The following is a 23,089-nucleotide window of genomic DNA, read 5'->3' on the forward strand; positions in this document are numbered from 1 at the left end:
GCGGAGGGCTTTGATACGCACCTCGACGACCACCGGCAACCCTGACCCGAGGCGCTCAGTCCGCCGGACTCGTCGCGTCGCCGCCGGCGAAGGGTTCCGGACCGCGAATCTCGTCGTCGTCGAGGTAACACTGCGGGTCCGGCGCGAACAGGTCGTCTTCGACGGTAAGCGCCCGGAGTCTCGACCCGCCGCGACAGACTCCCGCGTACCGACAGTCCGCGCACTTCCCCGTGAGACGGTCCTCGCGCTCTCGGAGTGCCCGGACGAGCGGGTTCGACTCGTCCTCCCAGATGTCGCCGAACGGGCGGTCACGGACGTTGCCCAGCGAGTAGCCCTGCCAGAACTGGGTGAGGTGGACGTTGCCCTGATAGTCGACGTCGGCGACGCGTTCGCCGGTCGGGTCGCCGCCGTTGACCCGGAGGTACTCGTACACTCTGCGGGCCTGTGACTCGCCCATGTGCTCGCGGGCGTACTCGACAAGGTAGGCCGCGTCGGCGTAGTTCCCGACCAGCAGGGTCTCTATCTCCTCGCCCCGGTCGTGGTACGCTCGGGTCATGTCACACACCCGCTCGACGGCCTCCCGGCGCTCGACTGGCGTGAGGTCGGCGTCGACGATTTCTGTGCCGCGGCCGCCGTAGTCCAGATGATAGAAGCAAAAGCGGTCGACGCCGACGTCGGTCAGGAGGTCCACGACGCCCTCCAGATCCGGCGCGTTGCGCTCCGTGATAGTGTAGCGGAGGCCGGTCTTCAGGCCTGCGTCGAGGCAGTTCCGGATGCCCTGGACGGCGCCGTCGAACGCGCCCTCCATCCCCCGGAAGTCGTCGTTGCGTTCGGGGAGGCCGTCGACGGAGACGCCGGCGTACTTCAGCCCCGCATCCTTCAGCGACGCCGCTCGCTCCTCGGTGATGAGGGTGCCGTTGGTCGAGAGGACGGGGCGGACGCCGACCTCGTTCGCGTACGCGACGAGTTCTTCGAGGTCCTGCCGGACGAGCGGTTCGCCCCCGGAGAACAAAATCACCGGCGCGCCGTAGTCCGCGAGGTCGTCTAACAGGGCCTTTCCTTCCGCCGTCGTGAGTTCGCCGTCGGCGATGTCGGTGTCGGCGGCGGCATAGCAGTGATCGCAGTAGAGGTTACACTGCTTGGTGACGTTCCAGACGACGACCGGACGGCGCTGTTTCTCGTCGCGGATCTGAGACTTCGTGGACTCTTCGGCGGCGTCATAACGCAGGCCGTCGCCCTCCGCGTCGAGGTCGGTCAGCAGTTTCGAGACGGAGATCACTCCCGCTCACCTCGCAGGGTCTCCGCCTGCATCGACTCAGCGTCCATCGTCGCGTCGGTCCCGTCCGCCGCTGGGTCGAGTACCAGCGACTCGGTCTGGACACGGACCGTCTCGTCGGCCGGACAGAGCCACAGCGCCTCGGCGGCGTGGGCAAACAGTCGTGTCGCCTGCTCGCGGGCGATATCGGCCGATGGCGCGCTGACGCTCCCGACGTGCGTGAGCGGGTCTGCCGACGCCTCCCGGCAGAACACTTCCCACTCGCGGCTGGTCGCGCCGCGCGGGGCGTCCACCTCGTGGTCGAGTTCTCCCATACGCGGACACTTGTCTGCCCTACAAAAAACGGGTCGAGCGTGTTCCCAGCGGGTGGGAACCGGACCGAACCCATCCGGATTCGATATAGTCACATCCAGTTTACTTCCGAGAAAGCGGCTCTCGGTACGACCCGTCGCTATCGAGCCGCCGTCTCTCGAAAGAGTGGAAAACGGACGGCTCGCGGTCGCTCAGTCGTCGGAGACGACCGGGTCCGACACCGGGGCGTCGTCGTCGTCGGCCAGCACCGACCGCAGGGAGAACCGCTTGCGAAGCACGTCGGCGGTGAAGATGGCCGTCCCGAGGATGATGAGTGCGTCACCGGGCATCCGCGCCCAGAACAGCAGTTGCACCAGCGGGCGTTCGTAGAACGCGACGCTCCGGGCGGCGGCGTAGCCCTCGGTAAAGGCCACCTCTAACTGGAGGAACCCGATGGGCGTCACCGAGACCAGCACCATCAGCGCGAGGCCGACGTTCCAGCACCAGAACGCGGCCCGAAGCCACGACCCGTCCCAGTCGCTCGGGTCGACGCTGATGCGGAGCATGTAGCTCGCCATACCCAGCGCGAGGAAGCCGAAGGCCCCGAACATCGCCGCGTGAGCGTGGGCGACGGTGAGGTAGGTGCCGTGTTCGTAGTAGTTGATGAGCGGGAGATTGATGAAGAACCCGAGCACGCCCGCGCCGACGAAGTTCCAGACGCCGGAGGCGACGATGAACATGAACGGAATCGTGTACGGGAAGCTCTCGCCGCCGGTGGCCATCGCGCGGTACTCGTTGATGGCCTCGTAGAGGATGAACACCAGCGGGACGAGTTCCAGCGTGGAGAAGGCGCTCCCGAGGGGCACCCAGATGTCGGGCATCCCTATCCACCAGTAGTGGTGGGAGACGCCGATGACGCCGGTGCCCATCACCAGCAGCGCCTCGAACATCACGGCCTTGGCGGCGCTCTGGCGTTTCAGGAGGTTCATCGACACCAGCGTGATGCCGACGATGGCGACGATGAAGAACTCGAAGGCACCCTCGACCCACATGTGGACGACCCACCAGCGCCAGAACTCCGTGACTGCCATGTTGGTCTTCGGGGTGTACAGCAGGCCAGCGGTGAACAGCAGGGCGATAGAGCCGCCGGCGTAGAGGATGAGATGCGAGAGGCCGTACTTCGGTTCGTCGTCGAGCAGCGGCTTGAAGCCACGGTAGGCGAGGCCGGCCCAGATGAGGAAGCCCGCGAGTAGACCGAGTTGCCAGACGCGGCCGACTTCGAGGTACTCCAGCCCCTCGTTGCCGAGCCACCACCAGAGGTCACCCTCGAAGAAGCCCTGCATGCCGAGCCAGATGCCGACGAGGCCGCCGACGACGACGACCACGAGCGCACCGAGCAAGACGTTGACCAGCGTTCCCTGCCGGTCGGGTTCGTGCCCGGTCAGCAACGGCGGGAGGAACAGACCGGCACCGAGCCACAGGGTGGCTATCCAGAGGATACCCATGTCGATGTGCCACGTCTTCGCGATAGCGAAGGGGAGCCACTGGAGGACGTTCACCCCGACGAGTTCGCCCAGACCGAAGAACGCGGCGCGCTCGACGTAGAAGTGCGCGAGCAGGCCCCCGAGGAGGACCTGCCCGAGGAACAACCCGGCCGCGATGGGGATGAACCGCGTGGCCGCCCGCTGGCCGGGGAACAGCGCCACGTTGTCGGGCGCGGGCACGTCGATGCCCTCGACTTCGGGTTCGGGGAGGTCGATGCTGCGGTAGAGCCACACCGCCGCGCCCGCACCGGCGACGAGTAACACCATGGCGACGACGCTCCACGTCATGGCTGCGGCGGTGGCGTCGTTACCGGCACCGGGGGCGTAGGGCCACTCGTTCGTGTAGGAGTGGTCACCCGCCGGGCGGTCGGCGTGGGAGAACCACGCCGTCCAGAGCGCGAAGTCCGCGAAGTCTCGCGCGTCTGCTTCGCTCTGAATCATGCTTTCGGGGACGCCACGCTCGTGGCTCCCCTCGTGGTAGCGCTCGACGTACTCCTCGCGAATCTGCTGGTGGGCGTACACCTCGGCGGCCGAGTACTGCACCACCTCGCCGGAGGCCTGCCGGTCGAGTCGCTGTTCGACTCGCGTCTCGATGGCGGCCTGTCGCTCGGCCGAGAGCGCGTCGAAGTCTTTCTCGTACTCCTCCCGGGCGTGGTACTGGCGCATGTACTGCACCTTCAGGTCCAGCGTGTCGGCGGTGTAGTCGACGCCGTAGTACGCGCCGTTGCCCAGTATCGACCCGTGGTTCATCAGGCCGTCTTTCTGGAACGTCTCTTTGCCGTTCTGTACGTCCGCAGCAGTCGCGATAGTCTCGCCGTCGGGACCGGCAATCCGCTCGGGAATGGGCGGTGCCTTCTCGTAGGCGAGCGCAGCGCCCGCGCCCATCACCACGAGGTTGATGACGAACGCGGCGACGAGCAGTTTCGCAAGCGTCTGTCGTGAGACTTGCATACAGGCGGCGGTTCACCGTCCTCGGGTTTGTAGGCAGCCCCAGTTCTCGGGGACCGACGACAGGTGCGAACACGTTCGGACGAAGACTGAGATGATTTAGGATTGCCTAAAACTAGGGTGGGCGACGGCGATGCCGCCACCCGCGGCGCTCAGTCGTCGGTGGCGGACGACGGCTCGTGCCGGGACCGTGACACAGTCAGCTCAGTCGACCCGCCCAACCGCACGGCGACCACGACGAGAGCGACCATCGCAGCGTACTCGACGAGGCCGACGACGAAGTGAAACTCGGCTGGGAACTGCACCGTGAGCAAGAACGGGGGCTGGTTCATCGTCGCGTGGAACAGGGCGACCAGCAACAGGTTCCGCGTCAGCGCGTACACGAGCCCGTACGTGAGCCCCATGAGCGTCAGACCGAGCAGTCGGACCGCGAGCGCCGACCCGACGCCGTGGCCCGACGCGAGAAACCACCGCGGGAGGTGAAAGAGTGCGAAGAGGACCGCCGCGACCGCGATACCGGTCGCGACCGAACGACGCGTTCGGCGCTCGGCCAGCGCTCCGACCTTCGACTGGAGGTACCCGCGGAAGACGAGTTCCTCCGGAATCGCGGTGAACAGGAGAGCGCTCCCGAGGGCAGCGAGGTAGAGGGACGGGTGCGCCGTGACCCTCGACGGAGTGGTCGTGACGCCGGGAACGCCGCCGAGAGCCAGCCCGAACGCGACGAGGTTGTACAGCGCCCAGAACGCCGCGACGAGCGCGAACACCGGGGCAACCGAACGGAGGGGCGGTACGAGCGAGCGCGGGGAGACGCCTTCGACCACGAACGCGCCGACAGCGAGTGCGACGAGGAACAGCCCCAGACCATTCCCAGAAGGGCGACGGTGACTCCCCGAGGAGACGAGAACGAATCCGGACAGCACAGCGATTGTCAGGAGGTACGTTACGACGGGGACCAGTGACCCGCGCTCGAACGACGGCGGGTCTGTCGCAGTGTGCGACATCCCGTCCGTCTTCCGATGGGAAAATGAAAACGTCTTTCATCTCCACACGACCGGAGCGTGCCGTTCGACGTCGATGACCGGGGCAACCCGGGTCCGCGCGGGTCGACGAGAGCCACGAACGCGTACCGGCCCGGGGTCGGACCGGCGGGCCGACGCCGTCGCGTCGCTCAGGGGAGCGGGACCCAGACTGGGGACTCGACCACGCCGAGGAGTGCGAGGAGTGCAACGACGAGCGACGTGAGAACGATGCTCGCCGCTGGCGGGTCGAAGTGCGTTTCGGCGTGGGCATAGAAGATTCGCTGTACCACTTCGCCGAGGAGCGACCCGAGAACGCCGAAAGCCGCCCCGACGAACAACGCCAGTCCGAGCGGCACACTCCCGGCTACCACCGCCGGTGTGAGCTGGGCCGCCGGGGCGTCGACCAGTGCCAGCGCCGCGGTACTGGCCGGCAGCGACATGTGATGCGTGACCGGAACGTTCGCCACACCGGCGTTGACAAAGACCAGCGCGACGACGCTGATACCGAACGCGAGGAACGGACTCGCGGTCAGGTACGCGACGTAGCCTCCGAGGACGCCCACGACTGCCCCGAGCATCGCGACGTCGCTCCAGCGGTACTGATAGGGGAGCCAAGGTTCGACTGCCGCCGTCCCGCCGTCCGTCACGGCTCCGCCGCTGTCCTCCGTGTCGCGACCCCGTTCGTCGGGTCGCATATCGAACCACTCGGAGGGGGCCGCACCGACGAGGCTGTACCCAAACGCGAGGCGATGTGCGACCGCCGAACCGACGACGCCGAGTGCGACGGGGTCGACGGGGACCGAGACGGAACTGGAGACCGTCGCTATCCAGTACCCGACGACGCCGAACACGCCGCCGACGGCCAGCACGTCGGGCTTGCTCCCGAGACCGCGGGCCACGTCTTTCGCCGGATGGTACTCGAAGTCGCCGTCGAGGTACCCCTGTTTCGTCGCGTAGGCCAGTGCCGCGGCCCCGCCACCGAACGCGACGTGTGGCCCCAGCACGACGCCGAAGCCGATGGTCCCCGTGATGTCGACGGGTACAGCGTCGGCACCGGTCGTCCGGACGACGAGTTTGTACAGTTCACCGACGACGACCAGCAGTCCCGCGAGCGTGAACGACGGGAGGGCACCGATTGCCGCCCCGAAGGCACCGCCCGCGAACGCCGCCAGAAGCATCTCGACGGCCCACAGCTCTGAGAGCGCCACGGTTATCTCACCCCGATAGCCGTCGTACTCGCCCAGTGACACTCGTCAGTCATCGCTCGAAAGCTCCGCCTCGACGTCGTCGAACAACGAGCCGACCCGCGCCCGTATCTCGTCGCGAATCTCCCGGACCCGGTCCATATCTTCCCCCTCTGGGTCGTCGAGTGCCCAGTCCCGGACTGTCACCGCCGAGGCGTCCGCGTCGAGTTCGAGCGTCGAGCATCCCATGGTCGCGACGTACGCACACGACGCCAGTTCGGCGGTCGTAATCTCTCGCGGCGTCCGGTCGGTGAGGTCGAACCCCTCCTCTTTCATGACCGCGACGACCTCGTCGTGAACGTGGTCGGCCGGGTGGGTCCCGCCGGTGAGTACGTCGACCTGCCCGTCGAGATGCCGGCGGTCACGCTCGCGCTCGGCGAAGGCGGCCGACATCTGGGACCGGCCGGCGTTCTGGACACAGACGAACGCCACCCTGAGCGGCGTATCGGTCATCACTCACCACCCCGCGTCGCATCGAGCGCCGCGACGAGTTCCGCTGCGCGGTCGGTCGTCTCGTAGTACCGCCACGTGCCGTTCTTCCGGCGAGTGACCAGCCCCGCGTCGTGGAGGTCCGACAGTGCGTGGCTGATGGCGCTATCGCTCACGTCGACGAGCGGGTTGATCTCACAGACACAGAGCTCCCGGTCGGCCGCCGCCAGGAGGTACACGATGTCGTACCGCGTCTCGTTGCTCAGCGTCTGCAGTGCGCTCCGGTCTGTCCCGGCGTCGTCCGGAATCGCGTCCCGATACGCTTCGAGTGATTCGAGACGCTCCGCGACGTCTGACTCACAACACTCCCCACACTCGTCGGCGATGAGCCGTTCGAGGCGGTCTGTCTCGGGCATGATTGAGTAGTTGAACAACCGCTCATATAACGACTTCGAGTCTCGAACACCGTCTTCGCTGCTGTCATCCGCTAGCAGCCGACTTCGAAACCACGCCGCCGGACCCCTCGTCACCGTGCGCGTCGTTCTCACCCGCGCGTAGCGTCACTTCGGGCTGGATATCCGAGTCCAACGACCCGAAAATGTACCGTGACACTGTGACCGAGAGGTTCCGACCGCTCCACGCAGGAAGTGTTACCGATGGGCGCACCAGCAGCGTCGCGTTCTCGATGGCGTCCGACGACGTTTCGGGCGGCTAGTCGGCCGCTCCCTCGGCGTCTGCGCCGGGAACGGCCGGGTTTGGGTCTCGACGGACGAGGGTGGCGAGACGCCGAACCGGCAACGAGGGTCGTCACACGTGCGTGCGTGTCCTGCTCCACAGTCGACATACGCGACACTCACAGTGTATCGAACGCGGTACCGAACCACGCAGTCGGCGTCCGACGGACAGCCCGTCGCTATCCCGTCTCGTGGACGCCGTCGGCGGGGCAACGTGGCAGAAAGAGAGGGGCGCTCTGGCGCTCTTCCGAGGAATCCGCGCTTCGCTCGCTCGTTCCGACGGCGTCCCGGGGGTCAGCCGTCGGAGCTCGCGGCTCCGCCGCTCGCTTCGCTCAACCCTCGTACCCCGCGTACTCCATCAATTGCTTGAAGATGTCCGTGTCCATCGCCTCCTTGTAGACGACACCGGTTACCATGCCGCCGGGGTACGCGCTCCCGTTCATCGCGTGGCTGACTTTGTGGCAGTGCGCGAGGTAGATGCCGGGGTCGGCGTCCGCCTCGAACTCGATGGTGTGTCGGCCGGCGGGCGGGATGCTAGTGATATCCTGATCGTGGCGGGCCACTTCCGGAATCGTGCCCCCGTCCTTGGCGACGACTTGGAACCGGTGATTGTGGATGTGCATCGGGTGGTCCATGTACCCGTTGTTACAGAAGTGGATGCGGACCGTGTCGCCCTGTTCGACGATGATGGGCGACCCGTCCTCGGGGTGGAGCGTCCGCGGCGCAGACTTCCCGTTGATCGTGAACGTGTCCGGGCGACGGTTCCGCACGTCGTAGTTCGCGTCCATCCCCGCCATCTGGCGGTTGAGCCGGGAGTCCCACTCCTTCAGCGTCAGGAAGTACTCCTTGTCGGCCGGTTCGTAGCCCTTCGGGTCGACGCGGAAGATGCCGTACATCCCCATGTCGATGTGCCGGTGGGTCTGGTAGTGGCAGTGATAGAGGTGCGTCCCCGGCACGTTCGCGGGAATCGTGTAGGTGTGTTTCTCGCCGGGATCGATGCGGATGCCGGTCGTGGTGGGCACGCCGTCGTCTTCCCACTTCTTTCGGACCGCGTGGAAGTGGACGGTGTGCGGGCGCTTCCCGTCGGTGTTGTCGAAGGTCACCTCCATGTCCTCGCCCTCCGTCGTCCGGAGGATGGGGCCGGGGACGCTCGGGTCGCCGTCGTCGGCCTTGAACGCCCAGACCTGCGGCAGTTCGACGGGGCCACCCATCGACTCGCCCGGGTGAGCCTCGTGGCGTGCCGGCACGGACGAGAGCGTCACCTCACCGCCCTGCTCGTCGACGTTGACGATTTCTGGCGGCGACGTCCTCGGCAGGTCGCCGCCGGCCTGACTGGCGCTTGCCTCCGTCGACGTGCTGACCGAGTCCTGCGGATTTCCGGGGGCCGTACAGCCAGCGAGAGCGAGCGTTCCGCCGAGGCCGGAAGCCTTCACGAAGTCACGACGCGAGATACCTGAACCAGGTGCACCGACTCGTTTGCTCATGGACACCTGAACGTATCGAGTGTGTACATAAACCTCCGTAGGGGCGTTCTCACGGTGACAGAACCGTTCTCAGCGGCTGGGAACGGGCGCTTCCATCAATATACCAAACCCCGAATATTCTGGGGGATTCCGGTCGTGACTTTCTGAGACCGCCGTTCGGCGTGAGTCGGTTAGGTTAAAGGGGGCGGGAAATGAGTTGGCGACAAGGATGGTTCGGGATCCGTTCGCTGACGACGACACGCCGGAGCTGACCACGGTTCTCGACGCCCTCGACGACGAGGACTGCCGGTCTATCGTCAGCGTACTCGACGAGCCGATGACAGCGAGCGAAATCTCGGAGGCGAGCGACGTCCCACTGTCTACGACCTATCGTAAGCTTGAGCTACTGACCGACTCGTCCCTGTTGTACGAAGGCGTCGAGGTCCGGCCCGACGGGCAACACGCCAGTCGGTACGCGGTCGATTTCAAGGAAGTGGTCATCGCGCTCGACGAAGACCGGGAGTTCGCCGTCGACATCAGTCACCGCGCCCGGTCCCCGGACCAACGGCTCGAAAACCTCTGGTCCGAAGTCCGAAAGGAGACGTAATCCATGGTACACATACCAAGTTCACAGGTCGGTGTCGTCGTCTCGAAGACGCTCATCCTCATCATCGGTGGGCTCATAACCTACTACTCGTATCAGGCCTACGACCGGACGGGGGCGCCACAGCACAAGTGGCTCACCTACGGGTTCGGCGTCGTCACGCTCGGTGCGATACTCGGGGGTGTGCTCGACCTCGTCGTCGGGACGTACCTCGGGGTGAACCTCATCTACACGAGCGTCTTCGTCTCCAGCGCGCTGACGGCGATCGGCCTCGGCATCATCCTCTACTCCCTGTACGTGCGCTGAGGCGGGGCTTCTCACTCGGTGGCAACGCGCGCCGGTTTATATTTGAAAGAGTCGTGCAGTGTCCACCACGATGATGCACCCCAGTACCGTACTCCTCGTGGCGGCCAAGACAGTGACACTCGTCTGTGGGGCCGTCCTCACGACGCTAACGTACAGGGCGTACAACCGGACGAAAGCGACTGCGATGCGTGCGCTGTGGGTCGGTATCGGTCTCGTGACCGCCGGGGCACTGCTGGCCGGCAGCCTCCACCAACTGTTTGCGTTCCCCGTGGTGACGAGTACCGCCGTCGAGAGCGTGTTCACCGCCGCCGGGTTCGCCGTGCTGACCTACTCGCTGTACACCGACCAGCCGAACGAGGAATGAGCGAGTCAGGACTCGGACTCCTCGACGAACCGGCCCCCGACCAGTGCCGGCAGCGATTGGGGCCCGTGTTCGACGAGGACGCCGAGGAGGTTGCCCGCGAACAGCGCGGCCCCGACGAACGCGAGGACGCCCGCGAGCAGACTGCTCCCGGTCGGTACGGGAACGATTGCAGCCACGAGGACGGCGACGGTAGCGAGGCCGAGACAGGCCCCGTCGGCGAGCGCGACCCGGTCGTCGTACAGGTCGTCGATCATCGGCACGTCCTCGAACCCGAGGCGGTCGCTGTAGCGGTGGACCCAGACGATGAACGGGACGACGTGGTACAGCGTCCCGAGGACGACGAACCCGACGCCGCCGACCAGCAGCAGCGTCCCGACCGCCGGGTGTCCGAACAGGCTGCCGTAGGCAATCGGGTCCTGCCACCACGCCCACGCCGAGAGCGGCGCCCAGACCACCAGCGTGACGGCGACGACGGCGTAGCGGGTGAGCATCGGCGTGCGCTCGACGCTCGCGGCGAGGAGCCGACGGGCCAGCAACAGGCCGACGACGACCAGTCCGCCGGCGACGAGGACGCCGCCGACGCGAGCGAGTGCGGGAATCCCCAGCAGCCGTCCGCCAGCGAGGAGGAGGACGCCGAGTGGGTAGCCCACCGTCTCCGCTCGCTGGAGCAGGCCGCCGACGCGAGTGGCGTCGGTCTGGGTGAACATCGGCGCGAGTTGCGCGAGCGCGCCCGCCACGGTGGTCAAGACTGCGCCGAACACCGCGAGCGTGGCGTGAGCCGACAGGAGGTCGGCCCGCGTGACGCCGACCATCGGGAGGACGCCGACGGCGTGGTCGAGCGCCAGTACGACGCCCGCGCTCGACACGAGGACGAATGCGCCCAGCGCCGCGGCGAAGTGGGCGGTCGTCACGTCCCACTCGGCGTCGGCCAGCGTCCGACCGATTGTGTAGACGAACGTCCAGACGCCCGCGACGGCGAACACACCGGCCACGGGGAGGACGGCCGTGACGCCGAACAGGAGGCCACCGGCCAATCCCGCGAACCCGACGGCCGCGAGTGGCAACTGGGCGGCAGCGAGCCGGCGAGAGTGCAGGGCGACGCCCGACCACACGGGGACGAACTGCGTCATCGCCCCCATGATGGTGAGACAGACCCAGCCAGCGAGCAACAGGTGGACCTGTGCGAGGTGGCCGCCGCGGCCGCCCGCTACCCCGACGGCCACGCCGGCCACGAGGAAGGCCAGCGCGACGACGAAGTGGCGCAACGGCACCGTCATCGGCGGCCCAGCGTCCGTGTCGACGTTCCCGGGTATCGCGCTCATCACTCGGTGGTTAGAGCGCCGGCCTGCTGTCGGTGTGGCCGAACACGTTCGGGGAAACCGACGGCGCGGACGAGCGTCAATCCCCGCGTATGTCACTGGCAACCGACGCCGTCCTCGCCCAGACGGACGCGCCGGCCGACGCACCGACAGAACGCCTCGACGTGCGCGAACTGGGGCCGCCGAAGCCGCTGGCCGAGACGCTGGAACTGCTGCCGACGCTCGACGACGACACCGTCCTCATCCAGTACAACGACCGCGCGCCACAGCACCTCTATCCGAAACTCGAGGACCGCGGCTACGACTACGAGACCGTCGACACCGACGAGGCGACCGTGACGGTCATCTGGAACCGATGAGTGTGAACGACGACACCCACGAGACGACGCCGGACGTAGAACAGGCAATCGGACAGATAGAGTCCCGTGCCGCCGGGATTCGGGCAGAGCAACTCGAACAGGCGCTCACACAGTTGCGAGCGCAGGGCGACCTGACCGACGAGCAGGCGGCCGCCGTCGAGCGCCTGAGCGAACGACTGGCTGAGCGACTGCTCGCGGTCCCGCGGGAGAGTCTCCGCCAGTCTAGCAACGCCGGGGACCGGACCGTCGAGACGGCCGTCGAACTGTTCGGCTGAGCTAGCCGAGGAAGCGGTCGCGCACGTCGTCGTCTGGCACCATACACTGGTCCTTGCGCCCGAACCAGTCGTATCGGTTCTCCGCGACGACGTCGTAGGCGGCGTCCCGTATCCCACGGGGCACGAGTCGGCCGACGCTCGCGAGACTGTAGGGCCATCCGAGCAGTTCCGCCACGCGGATAGCCGCCGCCGACTTCCGGTACACCTCGTCGCCCTCGACGAGAACGACGGACTCCATGTCGTCGGTCGGCAGGCCGACTCGCTCCAGCAGTTCCGTCCCGGCCTCGGACTGCAGCGGTGCGAACCTGAGGAGTCCCGTGGGGTCCCGCGGGATGACGAACTGGATGGTCCCGTTACAGAGATTGCAGACGCCGTCGAACAGCAGTACGGGGCGGTCGCCCACCGGCGCGTCGTCGGTCACGGCTGCCGCCTCCGAGCGGTTGCCAGCGTCCATCGTGCCGTAACACCCATGGACGCTCTACGCCGTCCGGCCTGAAAACGTCGTTCGTCCCGGCTACCGCTGTCACCACGGCGGTCCCGGCGTGGTTACGCCGACTCGGCGAGGACCAGCAACGCCTCGCAGTCGGTGACGGCGGCCGGCGAGATGTCCTGGTCGCCGTCGAATCGGGCGACGTCGCCCGCCGAGAGCGAGAGCGTCGTCTCGCCCAGCGTCAGGTCCACCTCGCCGTCCAGCAGGTGGAAGACGATGTCGCGGCCGGGGTGCTGATGTGGCGGGACCTCGTCGCCCGCCGACAGCGTCAGTCGGACCGTCTTCGGTTCGCCCTCGAACAACTGCGCGCGGCCCGACGCGTCGAGGTCGGACAGCGAGACGCGTTCGAGGCCGGCGGCGTCGGCGCCGGTCATGCTTTCTTCGGGAGGTCGGCGACGTACTTGCCCTCGTCCTCCTTGCGGCAGTCGTAGCGCTCGGCGTCGAACGACTCGACTTCGGCCTGCAGTTCGTAGAACAGCGGCTTCGGTTCGTGGTCGTTGACGATGCGGAGCGTCTCACCCGGCTCCAGTTCGTCGAACGCGGAGTGGATGGTCGGGTGTCGCTCGGGCGGTGCCATGTTGCGTAAGTCGAGTTTCGCGGCGGGCATCACCCGGAGGTTCTCCGTCACCGGCGGAGGGACTTCTCCCGAATATGTTCGTCACTCGGGGTCGAACTCGCCTCGTTTCAGCCCCCGGCGCACCGGTTCGTGTTCGGTGTCGGTCGGCGGGGGCGCGGTGACGAGTGTCGCTTCGAGTCGCCCTCGCTCCGCTCTGATACCGCGGTCCGCGCCCGCCGGAACCGCCACCACGTCGCCGGCGCTTACCGAGCGCTCCTCGTCGCCGTCGCGGATCGTTCCCTCGCCGCTGAGGACCGTCATCGCCACGTCGCTGTCCGGAGCGTGGACCGGAATGAACTGCCCGGGTTCGAAGTACCCCAGTACGACTTTCTGGCGCTCCGTCTCGTGAATCGTCTGTGCCGAGAACCCGTCGTCTACGTACTCGCGTTCGGCGTCGATGCTCGTGGTTACCATCACGCGGACGTGGGTCGCACTTGCCGGAGGCGATTCTGCCGAACGTGTTCGGGGACACTGTCTGTGGGGTGTAGCGTCTACCTCCGTCCATGAGTCTCCTCTCCGGCATCCGCGGCGGCGACGACACCGGATTCGACGATTACGACGCGTTCGTCCCCGAACACGTCCCCGACCCGGGCGAGGTCTTGGAGGGCCACGACGTGCTGACCGACGCCGACCACGCTGCGTTCCACCGCGTGACGATGGGCCTGTTCGCCGAACGCGGCGTCTACGATATGACCTTCGGCTACAACCTCGCCCGTCTGAACTTAGACCACCGCCACCCCGACGCCGGGTTCCGGTACGCGCGCGAGGCCGACGACCCGGCGGTCCTGCGAGCCGAGTTCACGCCGACCACGGAGTTCTGCCCGCAGAGCGATACCCTCACCGTCGGCGCGTTCCGCGCGTGGAACGGCCTCACTGAACGCCACGAGTACGACCTCGTGAAAGTCCGCGTCGACCCGATGCACCACCAGAGCGTCGCCATCAACGGCAAACTGCAGCAACTCGAAGCGACGTACCGCGAGACGGGAGAGATACCGGACGACCTCGGGAGTGCAGACGACGGCGACGACCTACCGGACGAGACGGACGTGGAGACGCCGTTCTGATGGGGCGAACACCTTCGGGACTGGCGACTCCCGAGCGGAGAGCCAACCCGCGTGTATGTCCGACCGCGACGAGACGGCCCGTTCGCTGGCCGCCGACATCGCCGCTCGCCCCGACGTCGCCGACGCGTGGACGGCAAAGAGTTTCACCGACCGACTGCTCGTCGTCGAACTCCCCGCCGAGTGCGACCTTCCCGAGTCCACAGTCGAGACGCTTCGCGACCGCGGGTTCGTCGGTGCCGAGGAGGTGTACGACGTCGACGGGGCCGACGACGCGGCGTTTGCCGGCCGGTTGACCGACGCGCGGCGCTACCGCTTCGTCGACGTCGAGAGCCGCGGCGAACACCGGTCGTACGTCGTCGAGTAGCCCGGTGCGAAACGCTGAAGCGAGTGAGCGCTCACTCGACGGTATGCCGGAGATGGACGCCGACGCCCGCGCCGAGGTCGTACGCGCGGTCCGACGGGCGCTAGCCGAACACGGGTACGAACGGCTCACGACGGCGAAGATAGCCGAGGAGTACGAGAACAGCGAGGCGGGCCTCTACTACTACTTCGACAGCAAGGACGAGATGATAGCGGCGTTTCTCGAAGACGCGGCCGGTCAGTTGGGCGAGGAACTGGCGGCGCGTGACGCCGAGGATCCGGCGGCGGAGTTGCGGGCCGCCTGTGAGTCGCTGTTTCGCTCGCCGGGCGAGGAGGGCGCGGGCCTCCACGTCGCCGTCATGGAACTGCTCTCGCACGCACCGTACAACGAGACGCTACGGGAACCACTGCTCGCGCTCGAATCCGCCACGCTGGACGAACTCGAACGCATCGTCGCCGAGGGCGTCGAGGAGGGCGTGTTTCGGGACGTGGACCCGCGGGCGACGGCCGCGTTCCTGCTGGCCGCCGCCGACGGGTCGACCGGGTTTCACGTCGCACTGGAGATGGACGTCGGCGAGGACCTGCGGGCCGGGTGGTCGGCGTATATCGATAGTTTACTGGCCGAGACGGATAGCTGAGTGTCCACTCAGTACGTTTATTGTCACCGTCGCCGAACGAGCACCCGATGCGACAGCGACCGACGGACGGCGGGTTCGGGAGGACCGGGGAATGACGACGGTGGAAACGGCCACGCTGTGGGTCCACATCGCGGCTGGCTTTCTCGCGCTGTTCGCGGGGGTGGGGGCGTTCGTCACGGAGAAAGGCAGCCTGCGACACAGGCGCGCGGGCCGCGCGTACGTCTACGGGATGGTCGTCGTCGCCGCGACGGCGCTCGCGCTGTTCGCTCTCGACCCGACGGCGACGCGGCAGTTCCTCGCTTTGGTCGCCGTCTTCAGCTTCTACTTCGTGTTCTCTGGCTATCGGGTTCTCTCGCGGAAGCGACCGGCCGACGCGCCGACCGCCGTCGACTGGGGTGCGGTCACGCTGTACGGCCTCGCCAGCGTCGGCCTCCTCGCCATGGGCGCGCTCCAGTTACTCGCCGGCAACGGCTTCGCCGTGGTGGTGCTCGTGTTCGGCGTCCTCGGAACCGTCCTCACCGTCGCCGACGTCCGGTCGTTCCGCACCGAGGCCGACCCGCGGGCGTGGCTCGGCGAACACGTCACCCGGATGGGAGCGGGCTACATCGCCACCGTGACAGCGTTCTCGGCGGTGAACTTCGTGTTCCTCCCAACGGTGGGCCGATGGCTGTGGCCCACGCTCCTCGGGACGCCGCTGTTGGTGTATCTCCAGCGCCGGTACGAAGCGCGCTTTGTGCCAGCGTAGTCGCCGCCGACGCACCTGCATGGAAAGCGATTTAGCCGGCCGGTGGCCACGGGAACCTAATGAGCCTGTCCGACGCGGACCACGACATCGTGGTCGACGAAATCGGTCGGGAGCCCACCCGGGCGGAGGCCGCTCTCTTCGAGAACCTCTGGAGCGAACACTGTGCGTATCGCTCCTCTCGACCGCTCCTGACGGCGTTCGACTCCGAGGGCGAGCAAGTCGTCATCGGCCCCGGTGACGACGCCGCAGTCGTCTCGCTCCCGAGCCACGGCGACGGCGAGGAGATGTACATCACGATGGGCGTCGAGTCCCACAACCACCCCTCCTACGTCGACCCGTTCGACGGCGCCGCCACCGGCGTCGGCGGCATCGTCCGCGACACCCTCTCGATGGGGGCGTACCCCATCGCGCTCGCGGACTGCCTGTACTTCGGCGACTTCGAGCGCGAGCACTCCCGCTACCTCTTCGAGGGCGTCGTCGAGGGCATCTCGCACTACGGGAACTGCATCGGCGTCCCGACGGTGACCGGGTCGGTCGCGTTCCACGACGACTACGAGGGCAACCCCCTCGTCAACGTCTCCTGCATCGGCCTGATGGAACCCGAACGGACCATCACCGCCGAGGCGCAGGAACCGGGCAACAAACTCGTCCTCGTCGGCAACTCCACCGGGCGCGACGGCCTCGGCGGGGCCTCCTTCGCCAGCGAGGACCTCGCGGAGGACGCCGAGACCGAGGACCGACCGGCCGTGCAGGTCGGTGACCCGTATACGGAGAAACTCCTCATCGAGTGCAACGAGGCCCTGCTGGACGAGGACCTCGTCGAATCGGCGCGTGACCTCGGAGCGGCCGGCCTCGGCGGCGCGTCCTCCGAACTCGTCGCGAAGGGCGGTCTCGGCGCGACCATCGAACTGGACCGCGTCCACGAGCGCGAACCCGACATGAACGCCATGGAGTACCTGCTCGCCGAGAGTCAGGAGCGCATGGTGTACGAAGTCGCGCCGGAGAACGTCGACCGCGTCGCCGAACTCGCCGAGCGCTACGACCTCGGCTGCTCGGTCATCGGCGAACTCACCGCCCCCGGGACGAACTACGTCTGTACCTTCGAGGGCGAGACGGTCGTCGACGTCGAGGCGGAGTTCCTCGGCGACGGCGCGCCCATGAACGACCTGCCGGCCGAAGAACCGCCCGAGCAGGAGCGCGACCTCCCGACGGTCGATCTCTCGGAGGCGTTCGAGCGCATCGTCGCCAGCCCGAACACCGCCTCCAAACGGTGGGTCTACCGCCAGTACGACCACGAGGTGCAGGTCCGCACGAGCGTCCTGCCGGGCGACGACGCCGCACTCCTCGCCATCCGCGAGGCCGGCACGGGGCTTGCCTTCTCGGCCGGCGCCGACCCCAACTGGACCGACGCCGCGCCCTACGAGGGCGCTCGCGCCGTGGCACTGGAGAACGCCACCAACGTCGCTGCGAAGGGAGCCGTGCCCCACGCCGCCGTCGACTGCCTGAACGGCGGCAACCCCGAGAAGCCGGACGTCTACGGCGGCTTCAAGGGCATCGTCGACGGCCTCGCAGACATGTGCAGCGACCTCGACGTGCCCGTCGTCGGCGGCAACGTCTCGCTGTACAACGACTCGGTGACCGGCCCCATCCCGCCGACGCCGACGCTCGCACTGGTCGGCGTCAAAGAGGGGTACGACGCCCCGCCGATGGACCTCTCCGGCGAGGGTACCCTCGTCGTCGTCGGCGACGCCGCGCTCGAAGGCGAGGCCGACCCGCGCCTCGGAGGGTCCGAGTACACCGCCATCTTCGGCGGCACCGACGCCTTCCCCGAACTGCCCGCCGACCCGACGGGCCTCGTCCAGACCATCGCCGAGGTGGCCGACGAGGACCACGTGCTCGCCTCCCACGACGTGAGCCACGGCGGCCTCGCCGTCGCATTCGCCGAGATGGTCCACGAGGACGCCGGCGCCAGCGTCGACGTCGAGACGGTCGAACGCGGCACCCGGAAGCGCCTCCTGTTCAACGAACGGCCCGGTCGCGTCGTCTTCGAGACCACCGACCCAGCAGCCGTCCACGAGGCCTTCGACGGCGTCGCCCCGGTGACTGAACTGGGCGAGGCAAACGGCTCGAACCACCTCTCGCTCACCGTCAACGACGAGACGCTCCAGTACCACGCGAGCGAGATCGCCGACCTCCGGTCGACCATCGACGACGAACTGGCCTGAGTCAGCGCCTGATCTCGAACCTCGCGCCGCCCGTCTCGCTCTCCGTGACGCTGACCGACCAGCCGTGGGCTTCCGCGATGCTCTGGACGATTGACAGGCCGAATCCGGTTCCATCGGTGTCGGTGGTGTGCCCGTGTTCGAACACCCGTTCGCGGTCGGCGGCGGCGATACCGGGTCCGTCGTCGGCGACGTAGAACCCGCTGCGGCCACCCTCGCCGAGCGTCCCAACAGTGACGGTCACCGCCGGGCCGGCGTGTTCGACCGCGTTCCGATAGAGGTTCTCGAACAGTTGCTGGAGGCGGTCGGGGTCGCCCTCGACGGACACGGGCGCGTCCACGGTCAGCGTCGCATCGGCCGTGTCGACCTGTGCCCACGCGTCGGTGGACACAGTCTCGAGGTCGACCCGCTGGGTCGACCCGACGACCTGTCCCTGTCTGGCGAGTTCGAGCAAGTCTTCGAGGAGTGATCCCATCCGGTCGTGGGCGTCGCGGACGGCTTGCAGGCGCTCTCGAACCGTCTCGTCGTCGACCGTCTCGAGCAAGAGGTCGGTGTGACCGGCGGCGACGCTGAGCGGGTTCCGCAGGTCGTGGCTGACGATGCTCACGAACTCGTCGAGGCGCTCGTTCTGTGACGCGAGTTGCTGCTCGCGACGCTTGCGCTCGCTGATGTCCGTGTAGATGCCGTACCCTTCGACCTCGCCGCCCTCACGGGCGACGATGACGCTCCGGAACAGGTACGTCCGGGCCTCGCCGGTAGCGGTTATCCGTGTGACCTCCTGTTCGGACTGGTTGGTATTTTGCCACCAGTTGGCGACGATGTCGGCAGCGGTCTGATCGGGTGTCGAGATGAGCGCCGGGAGCGACGCTCCGACCGCTTCCTCCCGCGTGTAGCCGAACTCGACTTCGAAGGCGTCGTTGACCGAACTGACGTACGGTTCCTGCTGGTCGAACGTGACGACGACGGCCGGGTCCGGGATGTTCTCGAGGAGCGCGGCGAACCGCTCTTGGGCCGCCAGTTGGACGCGAAGTTCGCTCGCGACGAGGGTGATGTACCCGTCGTGTTCGTGGTGGATGATCTCACAGACGTCGCGGGCGTCCGTGTTCGTCATCGACGAGGACCCCTCGATACCGATGTCGGCCATCGCCTCGTCGACGACGGACTCCGCCTTCTCGATGCCCACCGTCTCCGCGAACTTCGAGACGAGTTCGTTTCGGTCCATCGGTTACTCGGGCAACAGGAAGGCGACCGTCGTCGTGTTGTGAAAGCCGCTGAGTTGTCCCATCTGCATACACAGTTCTCCGTACGTCTCGAACCCGGCAAAGGGGACCGAGAGGACAGACGCCAGTTCGTCGACGGCATCGGAGAACTCGTCCTGCAGGATTATCTCGCGGCAGGCACAGTCGAAGATGAATCCACCGGCGAGGTCACCCTCGGCGAGCGCGACTGCTTCCTCGGCGACTCGGCGGACGGAGTCTATCTGACTCTCCGGGTCCCCGTACATCACGCGGAGGACGGTCCCCTCGGGGACGTCGACGGCGAACGAGAGCGAGCCATCCTGTCCGATAGACTTTGGCCAGCGTATCTTGAAGCCATCGCCCTGATCGATGCCGAACTCGTAGACGCCCATCAATCGATTCATCTCCTCCGATTCGAGCGAGAGCGCGTCGACGTCGAAGTCAAACGCCGCCGCGTGGTCGCGGACCGCGTTTTTCCACACCTCGAAGGCCGGTTCACCGTCGAGTTCGCGGACGACGTTACCCGACCCGTCGGTCACCGCGTGCGGTTCCGAGATGGGTTCGTGACCGTGGTCGACCGAGATGACCGCCCGCTGAGTGCCGGAGACGAGCACCAGAACCAGCGCGTCCTCCGCGACGGTCCCGTCACAGAACACCGGCGTCGACTCCATCTGATAGTTGTCGGACGCCGCCCCGCCGGCGAACCCGACGTGCGGTCCCAGCCGTCGTTGGATCGCGAGTGCCAGTCGCTCGCCGACACCGGCCAGACCGTCGTGTAAGACGAGTGCCGATTGATACGGATAGTCGATGTCGTCGGGCAAGGCGCGTGCGGCCTCTCTGACAGTCCCGTGGATGTTCTCGCCGAGACCGGTGGCGACGGCGGTGTCGAACCGAAACGAGTCGCTGGTGACCAGTGCCACGGCGATACCGTTTGCCAGCGTCTCGGTCTCGGTGAAGTTCCCGGTGCCCGTACACCCGACGACGTCGGTGTCGTCGTCGACGACGGTCTCGACGCCCGAGAGGACCTCGTGCGGATCGTAACTCGAGTCGACGAAGACCTGACAGAAGTCCACTCGGTCGGCGTCGAGGCCCCTCCGGGCCGTACTGGTGGCTGCCTGCCCGGCGCGTCGTCCGTCGGGCGACACCGAGGTCCCGGTCGAGACCGTCGTCCCTACCGACTGGTCGGGTGACACGATACCATACGTATCACCGGATCCACTTATACCTACCTCCCCCGTTCGGTCCCGTCAGACCAGTGCGAAGGCGATACCGAACGTAAGCGCCAGTCCGACGAGCGCGACGACGGCACCCGTCGACACCTGCGACATCGTGAAGTCGCTCTGGGGAGCCGTCTCGCGAAGCGGCGGTTCCTTCGATGGCAGTTCGACGTTCGCTGGGTCGAACGCCGGTCGGTCGTCCTCGTGGTGGTCGTCTCCCATGTACGGGCGTTCTGCAAGCGACTACCTGTAACTGTCGGATTCGCTCGCTCAAAGCCCGTTTTGAGCCACCTGAAGACACTTTCTGCTGGCCCGTCAAGTCGTGGTATGGAGTACACGCGACGGCGCCTGTTGGCGACGGTCGGCGGCCTCGGGAGCGCGGCCGTCGCTGGCTGCCTCGACCGCGTCACCGGCGAGCGCCACGCGCGCGTCGCATGGCACCGGCAGACGGAAGGTACCGTCGGTGCGCTGGCCCTCGCCGACGGAACGCTCGCTGTCCTGACGATGTGGCGCCTGCTCGGGTTCGACACCGGTGGGACGGAACGGTGGCGGGTCCTGCTCGACGACCCCGACGACACCGTCTGCTACGATTCCGGCCTCGACGTGGGCGAGAGCACGCGGGACGACGAACTCGTGTACGTCTCCGGATGTGACAGCACGCGAGCGGTCCGTCTCGATGGCACGTCCGTCTGGAAGACCCCCGACGTGACGTCGCTGGAGTCGATTACCGCGGCTGACGGGACAGTGTACGTGAGCGAAGGGGGCTTGACCGCGCTGGACGGCACCGATGGGTCCGTCCGATGGACGGCCCGCAAAGACACAGACGGCCTCACACCGGCCGGAGCCACGGCCGATACGGTGGTCGTCGGGAGCGACAGCGGGACCGTCAACGCGCTGGAGGCGGCCGACGGGACCGAACGCTGGCACACCGACCTCGGCGCCCACCGAACGCAGACACCCACCGTCGACGACGGCACGGTGTACGTCGCGACGAGCGTCCCAGCGGAAGAGCGTGGCGAGTTGGTGGCTCTGAACGCGGCCGACGGCCGCGAACGGTGGCGGGTCGACACCGGACAGGCGCTGGCCGACAGCAGTCCAGTCGTGACTGGCGAGACTGTGTTGCTCGGGACAGCCAGCGGGTCGTTGCACGCCCACCGACGAGACACCGGGGACCAGCGGTGGCGCTTCGACGCCGCGGATTGGCTCGTGACCCAACCGGCAGTCGGCCCCGACGGCGAGGTGGCCTACGTCGGGAGCAACGACGGCAACTGCTATAGCGTCTCGGTCGCGAGCGGCGAGCAACGGTGGTCGGTCCCGGTCGGGTACAGTTCCGTCACGCCCGTGGTCGACGAGGACCGTGTCTTCGTCGGCAGTCACGACGGCCTGTTCGCACTCGACCGGGAGTGAGCCGTCACGCCCGCCGCCCGCTATCGGCTTTTGCACCAGTCGAAACCGTCAAACGCCCCTGTAGCGAACGAACGGGTACTGAATGACGCTCACGAAACGCATCATCCCCTGTATCGACGTGGACGTCGACGAGAACGGGGAGGCCGCCGTCTACACCGGCGTCAACTTCGAGGACCTAGAGTACACCGGTGACCCGGTCGAGATGGCGAAAGCCTACAACGAGTCCGGAGCCGACGAGTTCGTCTTTCTGGACATCACCGCCTCCGCCGAGGGTCGAGAGACGATGCTCGAAACCGTCTCCGCGGTCGCCGACGAGGTGTTCATCCCCCTCACGGTCGGCGGCGGCATCCGCACCCGCGAGGACATCAAGGAGACGCTACGGGCGGGCGCCGACAAGGTGTCTATCAACTCCGGCGCCATCGCGAACCCGGAACTCATCGAGGAGGGCGCGGCGGCGTTCGGCAGTCAGTGCATCGTCATCTCGCTTGACGCCCGCCGGCGCTTCGACGACGAGGGCGAGCACTACGTCGAGGTGGACGGCGAGTCCTGCTGGTTCGAATGCACCGTCAAAGGTGGCCGCGAGGGCACCGGCTTAGACGCCGTCGAGTGGGCGATGGAGGCCGAGGAACGCGGGGCCGGCGAGATTTTCGTCAACTCCATCGACGCCGACGGCACCAAGGACGGCTACGACATTCCACTGATGAAGGCGGTCTGTGATGCCGTCTCGACGCCGGTCATCGCCTCCTCTGGCTGTGGCGGCCCCGAAGACATGGAAGAGGTGTTCGTCGACGCCGGTGCCGACGCCGGTCTCGCGGCCTCCATCTTCCACTTTGGCGAGTACACAATCGAGGAGACGAAGGAGTATCTGGACAGCAAGGGCATCCCGGTTCGGTTGTAGGACGGGTCGGCGACCGTCG

The 23,089-nt window shown here is 67.1% G+C and carries 28 protein-coding genes; 12 read left to right on the forward strand and 16 right to left on the reverse strand.

The genetic code is table 11. The features are described from left to right. Positions 1–55: 55 nt before the first annotated feature. From G9465_RS14255 to G9465_RS14290, 8 genes are all read right to left on the reverse strand, one after another. A complete protein-coding gene (locus G9465_RS14255) occupies positions 56–1,279 on the reverse strand; it encodes a TIGR04347 family pseudo-SAM/SPASM protein (RefSeq protein WP_166971111.1) in 1,224 nt (407 codons plus the stop codon). Beyond that, a complete protein-coding gene (locus tag G9465_RS14260) occupies positions 1,276–1,590 on the reverse strand; it encodes an Htur_1727 family rSAM-partnered candidate RiPP (protein ID WP_166971113.1) in 315 nt (104 codons plus the stop codon). Before G9465_RS14260 ends, G9465_RS14255 begins: the two co-directional genes overlap by 4 nt. A gap of 189 nt (positions 1,591–1,779) precedes the next feature. Continuing rightward, a complete protein-coding gene (locus tag G9465_RS14265; RefSeq protein WP_166971115.1) occupies positions 1,780–4,062 on the reverse strand; it encodes a nitric-oxide reductase large subunit in 2,283 nt (760 codons plus the stop codon). Positions 4,063–4,211: 149 nt separating this feature from the next. Beyond that, positions 4,212–5,060, reverse strand: a complete 849-nt coding sequence (locus tag G9465_RS14270; RefSeq protein ID WP_166971117.1) for a CPBP family intramembrane glutamic endopeptidase — start codon at positions 5,058–5,060, stop codon at positions 4,212–4,214. Between the two features lie 167 nt (positions 5,061–5,227). Continuing rightward, positions 5,228–6,286: a hypothetical protein gene (locus G9465_RS14275; protein WP_166973055.1), complete on the reverse strand. Its 1,059-nt coding sequence runs from the start codon at positions 6,284–6,286 to the stop codon at positions 5,228–5,230. A gap of 45 nt (positions 6,287–6,331) precedes the next feature. Continuing rightward, positions 6,332–6,775 carry a low molecular weight phosphatase family protein gene (locus G9465_RS14280; protein ID WP_166971119.1) on the reverse strand — a complete coding sequence of 148 codons (444 nt, stop codon included), beginning with the start codon at positions 6,773–6,775 and terminating at the stop codon, positions 6,332–6,334. Beyond that, entirely contained in the window at positions 6,775–7,167 is a 393-nt protein-coding gene (locus tag G9465_RS14285; RefSeq protein WP_193571706.1) for a metalloregulator ArsR/SmtB family transcription factor, read from the reverse strand. Before G9465_RS14285 ends, G9465_RS14280 begins: the two co-directional genes overlap by 1 nt. Positions 7,168–7,817: 650 nt before the next feature. Further along, on the reverse strand, positions 7,818–8,969 hold the full coding sequence (locus tag G9465_RS14290) for a multicopper oxidase domain-containing protein (RefSeq protein ID WP_166971121.1): 1,152 nt from the start codon (positions 8,967–8,969) through the stop codon (positions 7,818–7,820). A gap of 208 nt (positions 8,970–9,177) precedes the next feature. On the opposite strand from G9465_RS14290, the gene G9465_RS14295 reads away from it, so the two are divergent. The 3 genes from G9465_RS14295 to G9465_RS14305 all read left to right on the forward strand — a co-directional run bounded on the left by G9465_RS14295 (position 9,178) and on the right by G9465_RS14305 (position 10,222). Then, on the forward strand, positions 9,178–9,555 hold the full coding sequence (locus G9465_RS14295) for a helix-turn-helix domain-containing protein (RefSeq protein ID WP_166971123.1): 378 nt from the start codon (positions 9,178–9,180) through the stop codon (positions 9,553–9,555). A gap of 3 nt (positions 9,556–9,558) precedes the next feature. Beyond that, positions 9,559–9,858: a hypothetical protein gene (locus tag G9465_RS14300; RefSeq protein ID WP_166971125.1), complete on the forward strand. Its 300-nt coding sequence runs from the start codon at positions 9,559–9,561 to the stop codon at positions 9,856–9,858. 70 nt (positions 9,859–9,928) lie between these two features. Continuing rightward, positions 9,929–10,222 carry a hypothetical protein gene (locus tag G9465_RS14305; RefSeq protein ID WP_166971127.1) on the forward strand — a complete coding sequence of 98 codons (294 nt, stop codon included), beginning with the start codon at positions 9,929–9,931 and terminating at the stop codon, positions 10,220–10,222. Between the two features lie 5 nt (positions 10,223–10,227). Here the strand turns inward: G9465_RS14305 and G9465_RS14310 are convergent, their stop codons facing one another. Next, complete coding sequence (locus G9465_RS14310; RefSeq protein WP_166971129.1) at positions 10,228–11,544, reverse strand: hypothetical protein; 1,317 nt, start codon at positions 11,542–11,544, stop codon at positions 10,228–10,230. An 89-nt stretch (positions 11,545–11,633) separates the two neighbouring features. On the opposite strand from G9465_RS14310, the gene G9465_RS14315 reads away from it, so the two are divergent. Next, positions 11,634–11,900 (forward strand): DUF2249 domain-containing protein, encoded by a 267-nt coding sequence (locus G9465_RS14315; protein ID WP_166971131.1) that lies wholly within the window; start codon positions 11,634–11,636, stop codon positions 11,898–11,900. After that, positions 11,897–12,175, forward strand: coding sequence for a glutamyl-tRNA reductase (locus tag G9465_RS14320; RefSeq protein WP_193571707.1), 279 nt, complete (start codon positions 11,897–11,899; stop codon positions 12,173–12,175). The genes G9465_RS14315 and G9465_RS14320 overlap by 4 nt, the downstream gene beginning before the upstream one ends. A gap of 1 nt (position 12,176) precedes the next feature. Here the strand turns inward: G9465_RS14320 and G9465_RS14325 are convergent, their stop codons facing one another. The 4 genes from G9465_RS14325 to G9465_RS14340 all read right to left on the reverse strand — a co-directional run bounded on the left by G9465_RS14325 (position 12,177) and on the right by G9465_RS14340 (position 13,695). Beyond that, positions 12,177–12,629, reverse strand: coding sequence for a thiol-disulfide oxidoreductase DCC family protein (locus G9465_RS14325; protein ID WP_166971133.1), 453 nt, complete (start codon positions 12,627–12,629; stop codon positions 12,177–12,179). A gap of 92 nt (positions 12,630–12,721) precedes the next feature. After that, a complete protein-coding gene (locus tag G9465_RS14330) occupies positions 12,722–13,039 on the reverse strand; it encodes a cupin domain-containing protein (protein ID WP_166971135.1) in 318 nt (105 codons plus the stop codon). Beyond that, positions 13,036–13,272, reverse strand: coding sequence for a DUF2249 domain-containing protein (locus G9465_RS14335; RefSeq protein WP_166973060.1), 237 nt, complete (start codon positions 13,270–13,272; stop codon positions 13,036–13,038). The genes G9465_RS14330 and G9465_RS14335 overlap by 4 nt, the downstream gene beginning before the upstream one ends. A 51-nt stretch (positions 13,273–13,323) precedes the next feature. Further along, a complete protein-coding gene (locus G9465_RS14340) occupies positions 13,324–13,695 on the reverse strand; it encodes a cupin domain-containing protein (protein WP_166971137.1) in 372 nt (123 codons plus the stop codon). 89 nt (positions 13,696–13,784) lie between these two features. On the opposite strand from G9465_RS14340, the gene G9465_RS14345 reads away from it, so the two are divergent. The 5 genes from G9465_RS14345 to purL all read left to right on the forward strand — a co-directional run bounded on the left by G9465_RS14345 (position 13,785) and on the right by purL (position 18,313). Further along, on the forward strand, positions 13,785–14,345 hold the full coding sequence (locus G9465_RS14345) for a hypothetical protein (RefSeq protein ID WP_166971139.1): 561 nt from the start codon (positions 13,785–13,787) through the stop codon (positions 14,343–14,345). A 55-nt stretch (positions 14,346–14,400) separates the two neighbouring features. Then, positions 14,401–14,709: a hypothetical protein gene (locus G9465_RS14350; protein ID WP_166971141.1), complete on the forward strand. Its 309-nt coding sequence runs from the start codon at positions 14,401–14,403 to the stop codon at positions 14,707–14,709. Positions 14,710–14,752: 43 nt separating this feature from the next. Next, positions 14,753–15,343 (forward strand): TetR/AcrR family transcriptional regulator, encoded by a 591-nt coding sequence (locus G9465_RS14355; protein ID WP_166971143.1) that lies wholly within the window; start codon positions 14,753–14,755, stop codon positions 15,341–15,343. Between the two features lie 91 nt (positions 15,344–15,434). Beyond that, positions 15,435–16,088 carry a DUF2306 domain-containing protein gene (locus G9465_RS14360; RefSeq protein WP_166971145.1) on the forward strand — a complete coding sequence of 218 codons (654 nt, stop codon included), beginning with the start codon at positions 15,435–15,437 and terminating at the stop codon, positions 16,086–16,088. Between the two features lie 59 nt (positions 16,089–16,147). Next, positions 16,148–18,313 (forward strand): phosphoribosylformylglycinamidine synthase subunit PurL, encoded by a 2,166-nt coding sequence (gene purL / locus G9465_RS14365; protein WP_166971147.1) that lies wholly within the window; start codon positions 16,148–16,150, stop codon positions 18,311–18,313. Between the two features lies 1 nt (position 18,314). Here purL and G9465_RS14370 read toward each other — a convergent pair whose 3' ends face one another. The 3 genes from G9465_RS14370 to G9465_RS14380 are packed head-to-tail and all read right to left on the reverse strand — an operon-like array spanning position 18,315 to position 20,987. Continuing rightward, positions 18,315–19,532 carry a HAMP domain-containing sensor histidine kinase gene (locus G9465_RS14370; protein ID WP_166971149.1) on the reverse strand — a complete coding sequence of 406 codons (1,218 nt, stop codon included), beginning with the start codon at positions 19,530–19,532 and terminating at the stop codon, positions 18,315–18,317. A gap of 3 nt (positions 19,533–19,535) precedes the next feature. After that, positions 19,536–20,741: an FIST signal transduction protein gene (locus tag G9465_RS14375; RefSeq protein ID WP_166971151.1), complete on the reverse strand. Its 1,206-nt coding sequence runs from the start codon at positions 20,739–20,741 to the stop codon at positions 19,536–19,538. Positions 20,742–20,795: 54 nt separating this feature from the next. Beyond that, a complete protein-coding gene (locus G9465_RS14380; protein WP_166971153.1) occupies positions 20,796–20,987 on the reverse strand; it encodes a hypothetical protein in 192 nt (63 codons plus the stop codon). A 105-nt stretch (positions 20,988–21,092) separates the two neighbouring features. Between G9465_RS14380 and G9465_RS14385 the strand changes: the two genes are divergently transcribed. Both G9465_RS14385 and hisF read left to right on the forward strand, forming a co-directional pair. Then, entirely contained in the window at positions 21,093–22,172 is a 1,080-nt protein-coding gene (locus tag G9465_RS14385) for a PQQ-binding-like beta-propeller repeat protein (RefSeq protein WP_166971155.1), read from the forward strand. Between the two features lie 82 nt (positions 22,173–22,254). Continuing rightward, positions 22,255–23,070 (forward strand): imidazole glycerol phosphate synthase subunit HisF, encoded by an 816-nt coding sequence (gene hisF, locus G9465_RS14390; RefSeq protein WP_166971157.1) that lies wholly within the window; start codon positions 22,255–22,257, stop codon positions 23,068–23,070. Positions 23,071–23,089: the final 19 nt, after the last annotated feature.

The sequence above is a fragment of the Haloarcula sp. JP-L23 genome, assembly GCF_011602445.1.
Taxonomy (GTDB): domain Archaea; phylum Halobacteriota; class Halobacteria; order Halobacteriales; family Haloarculaceae; genus Haloarcula; species Haloarcula pellucida.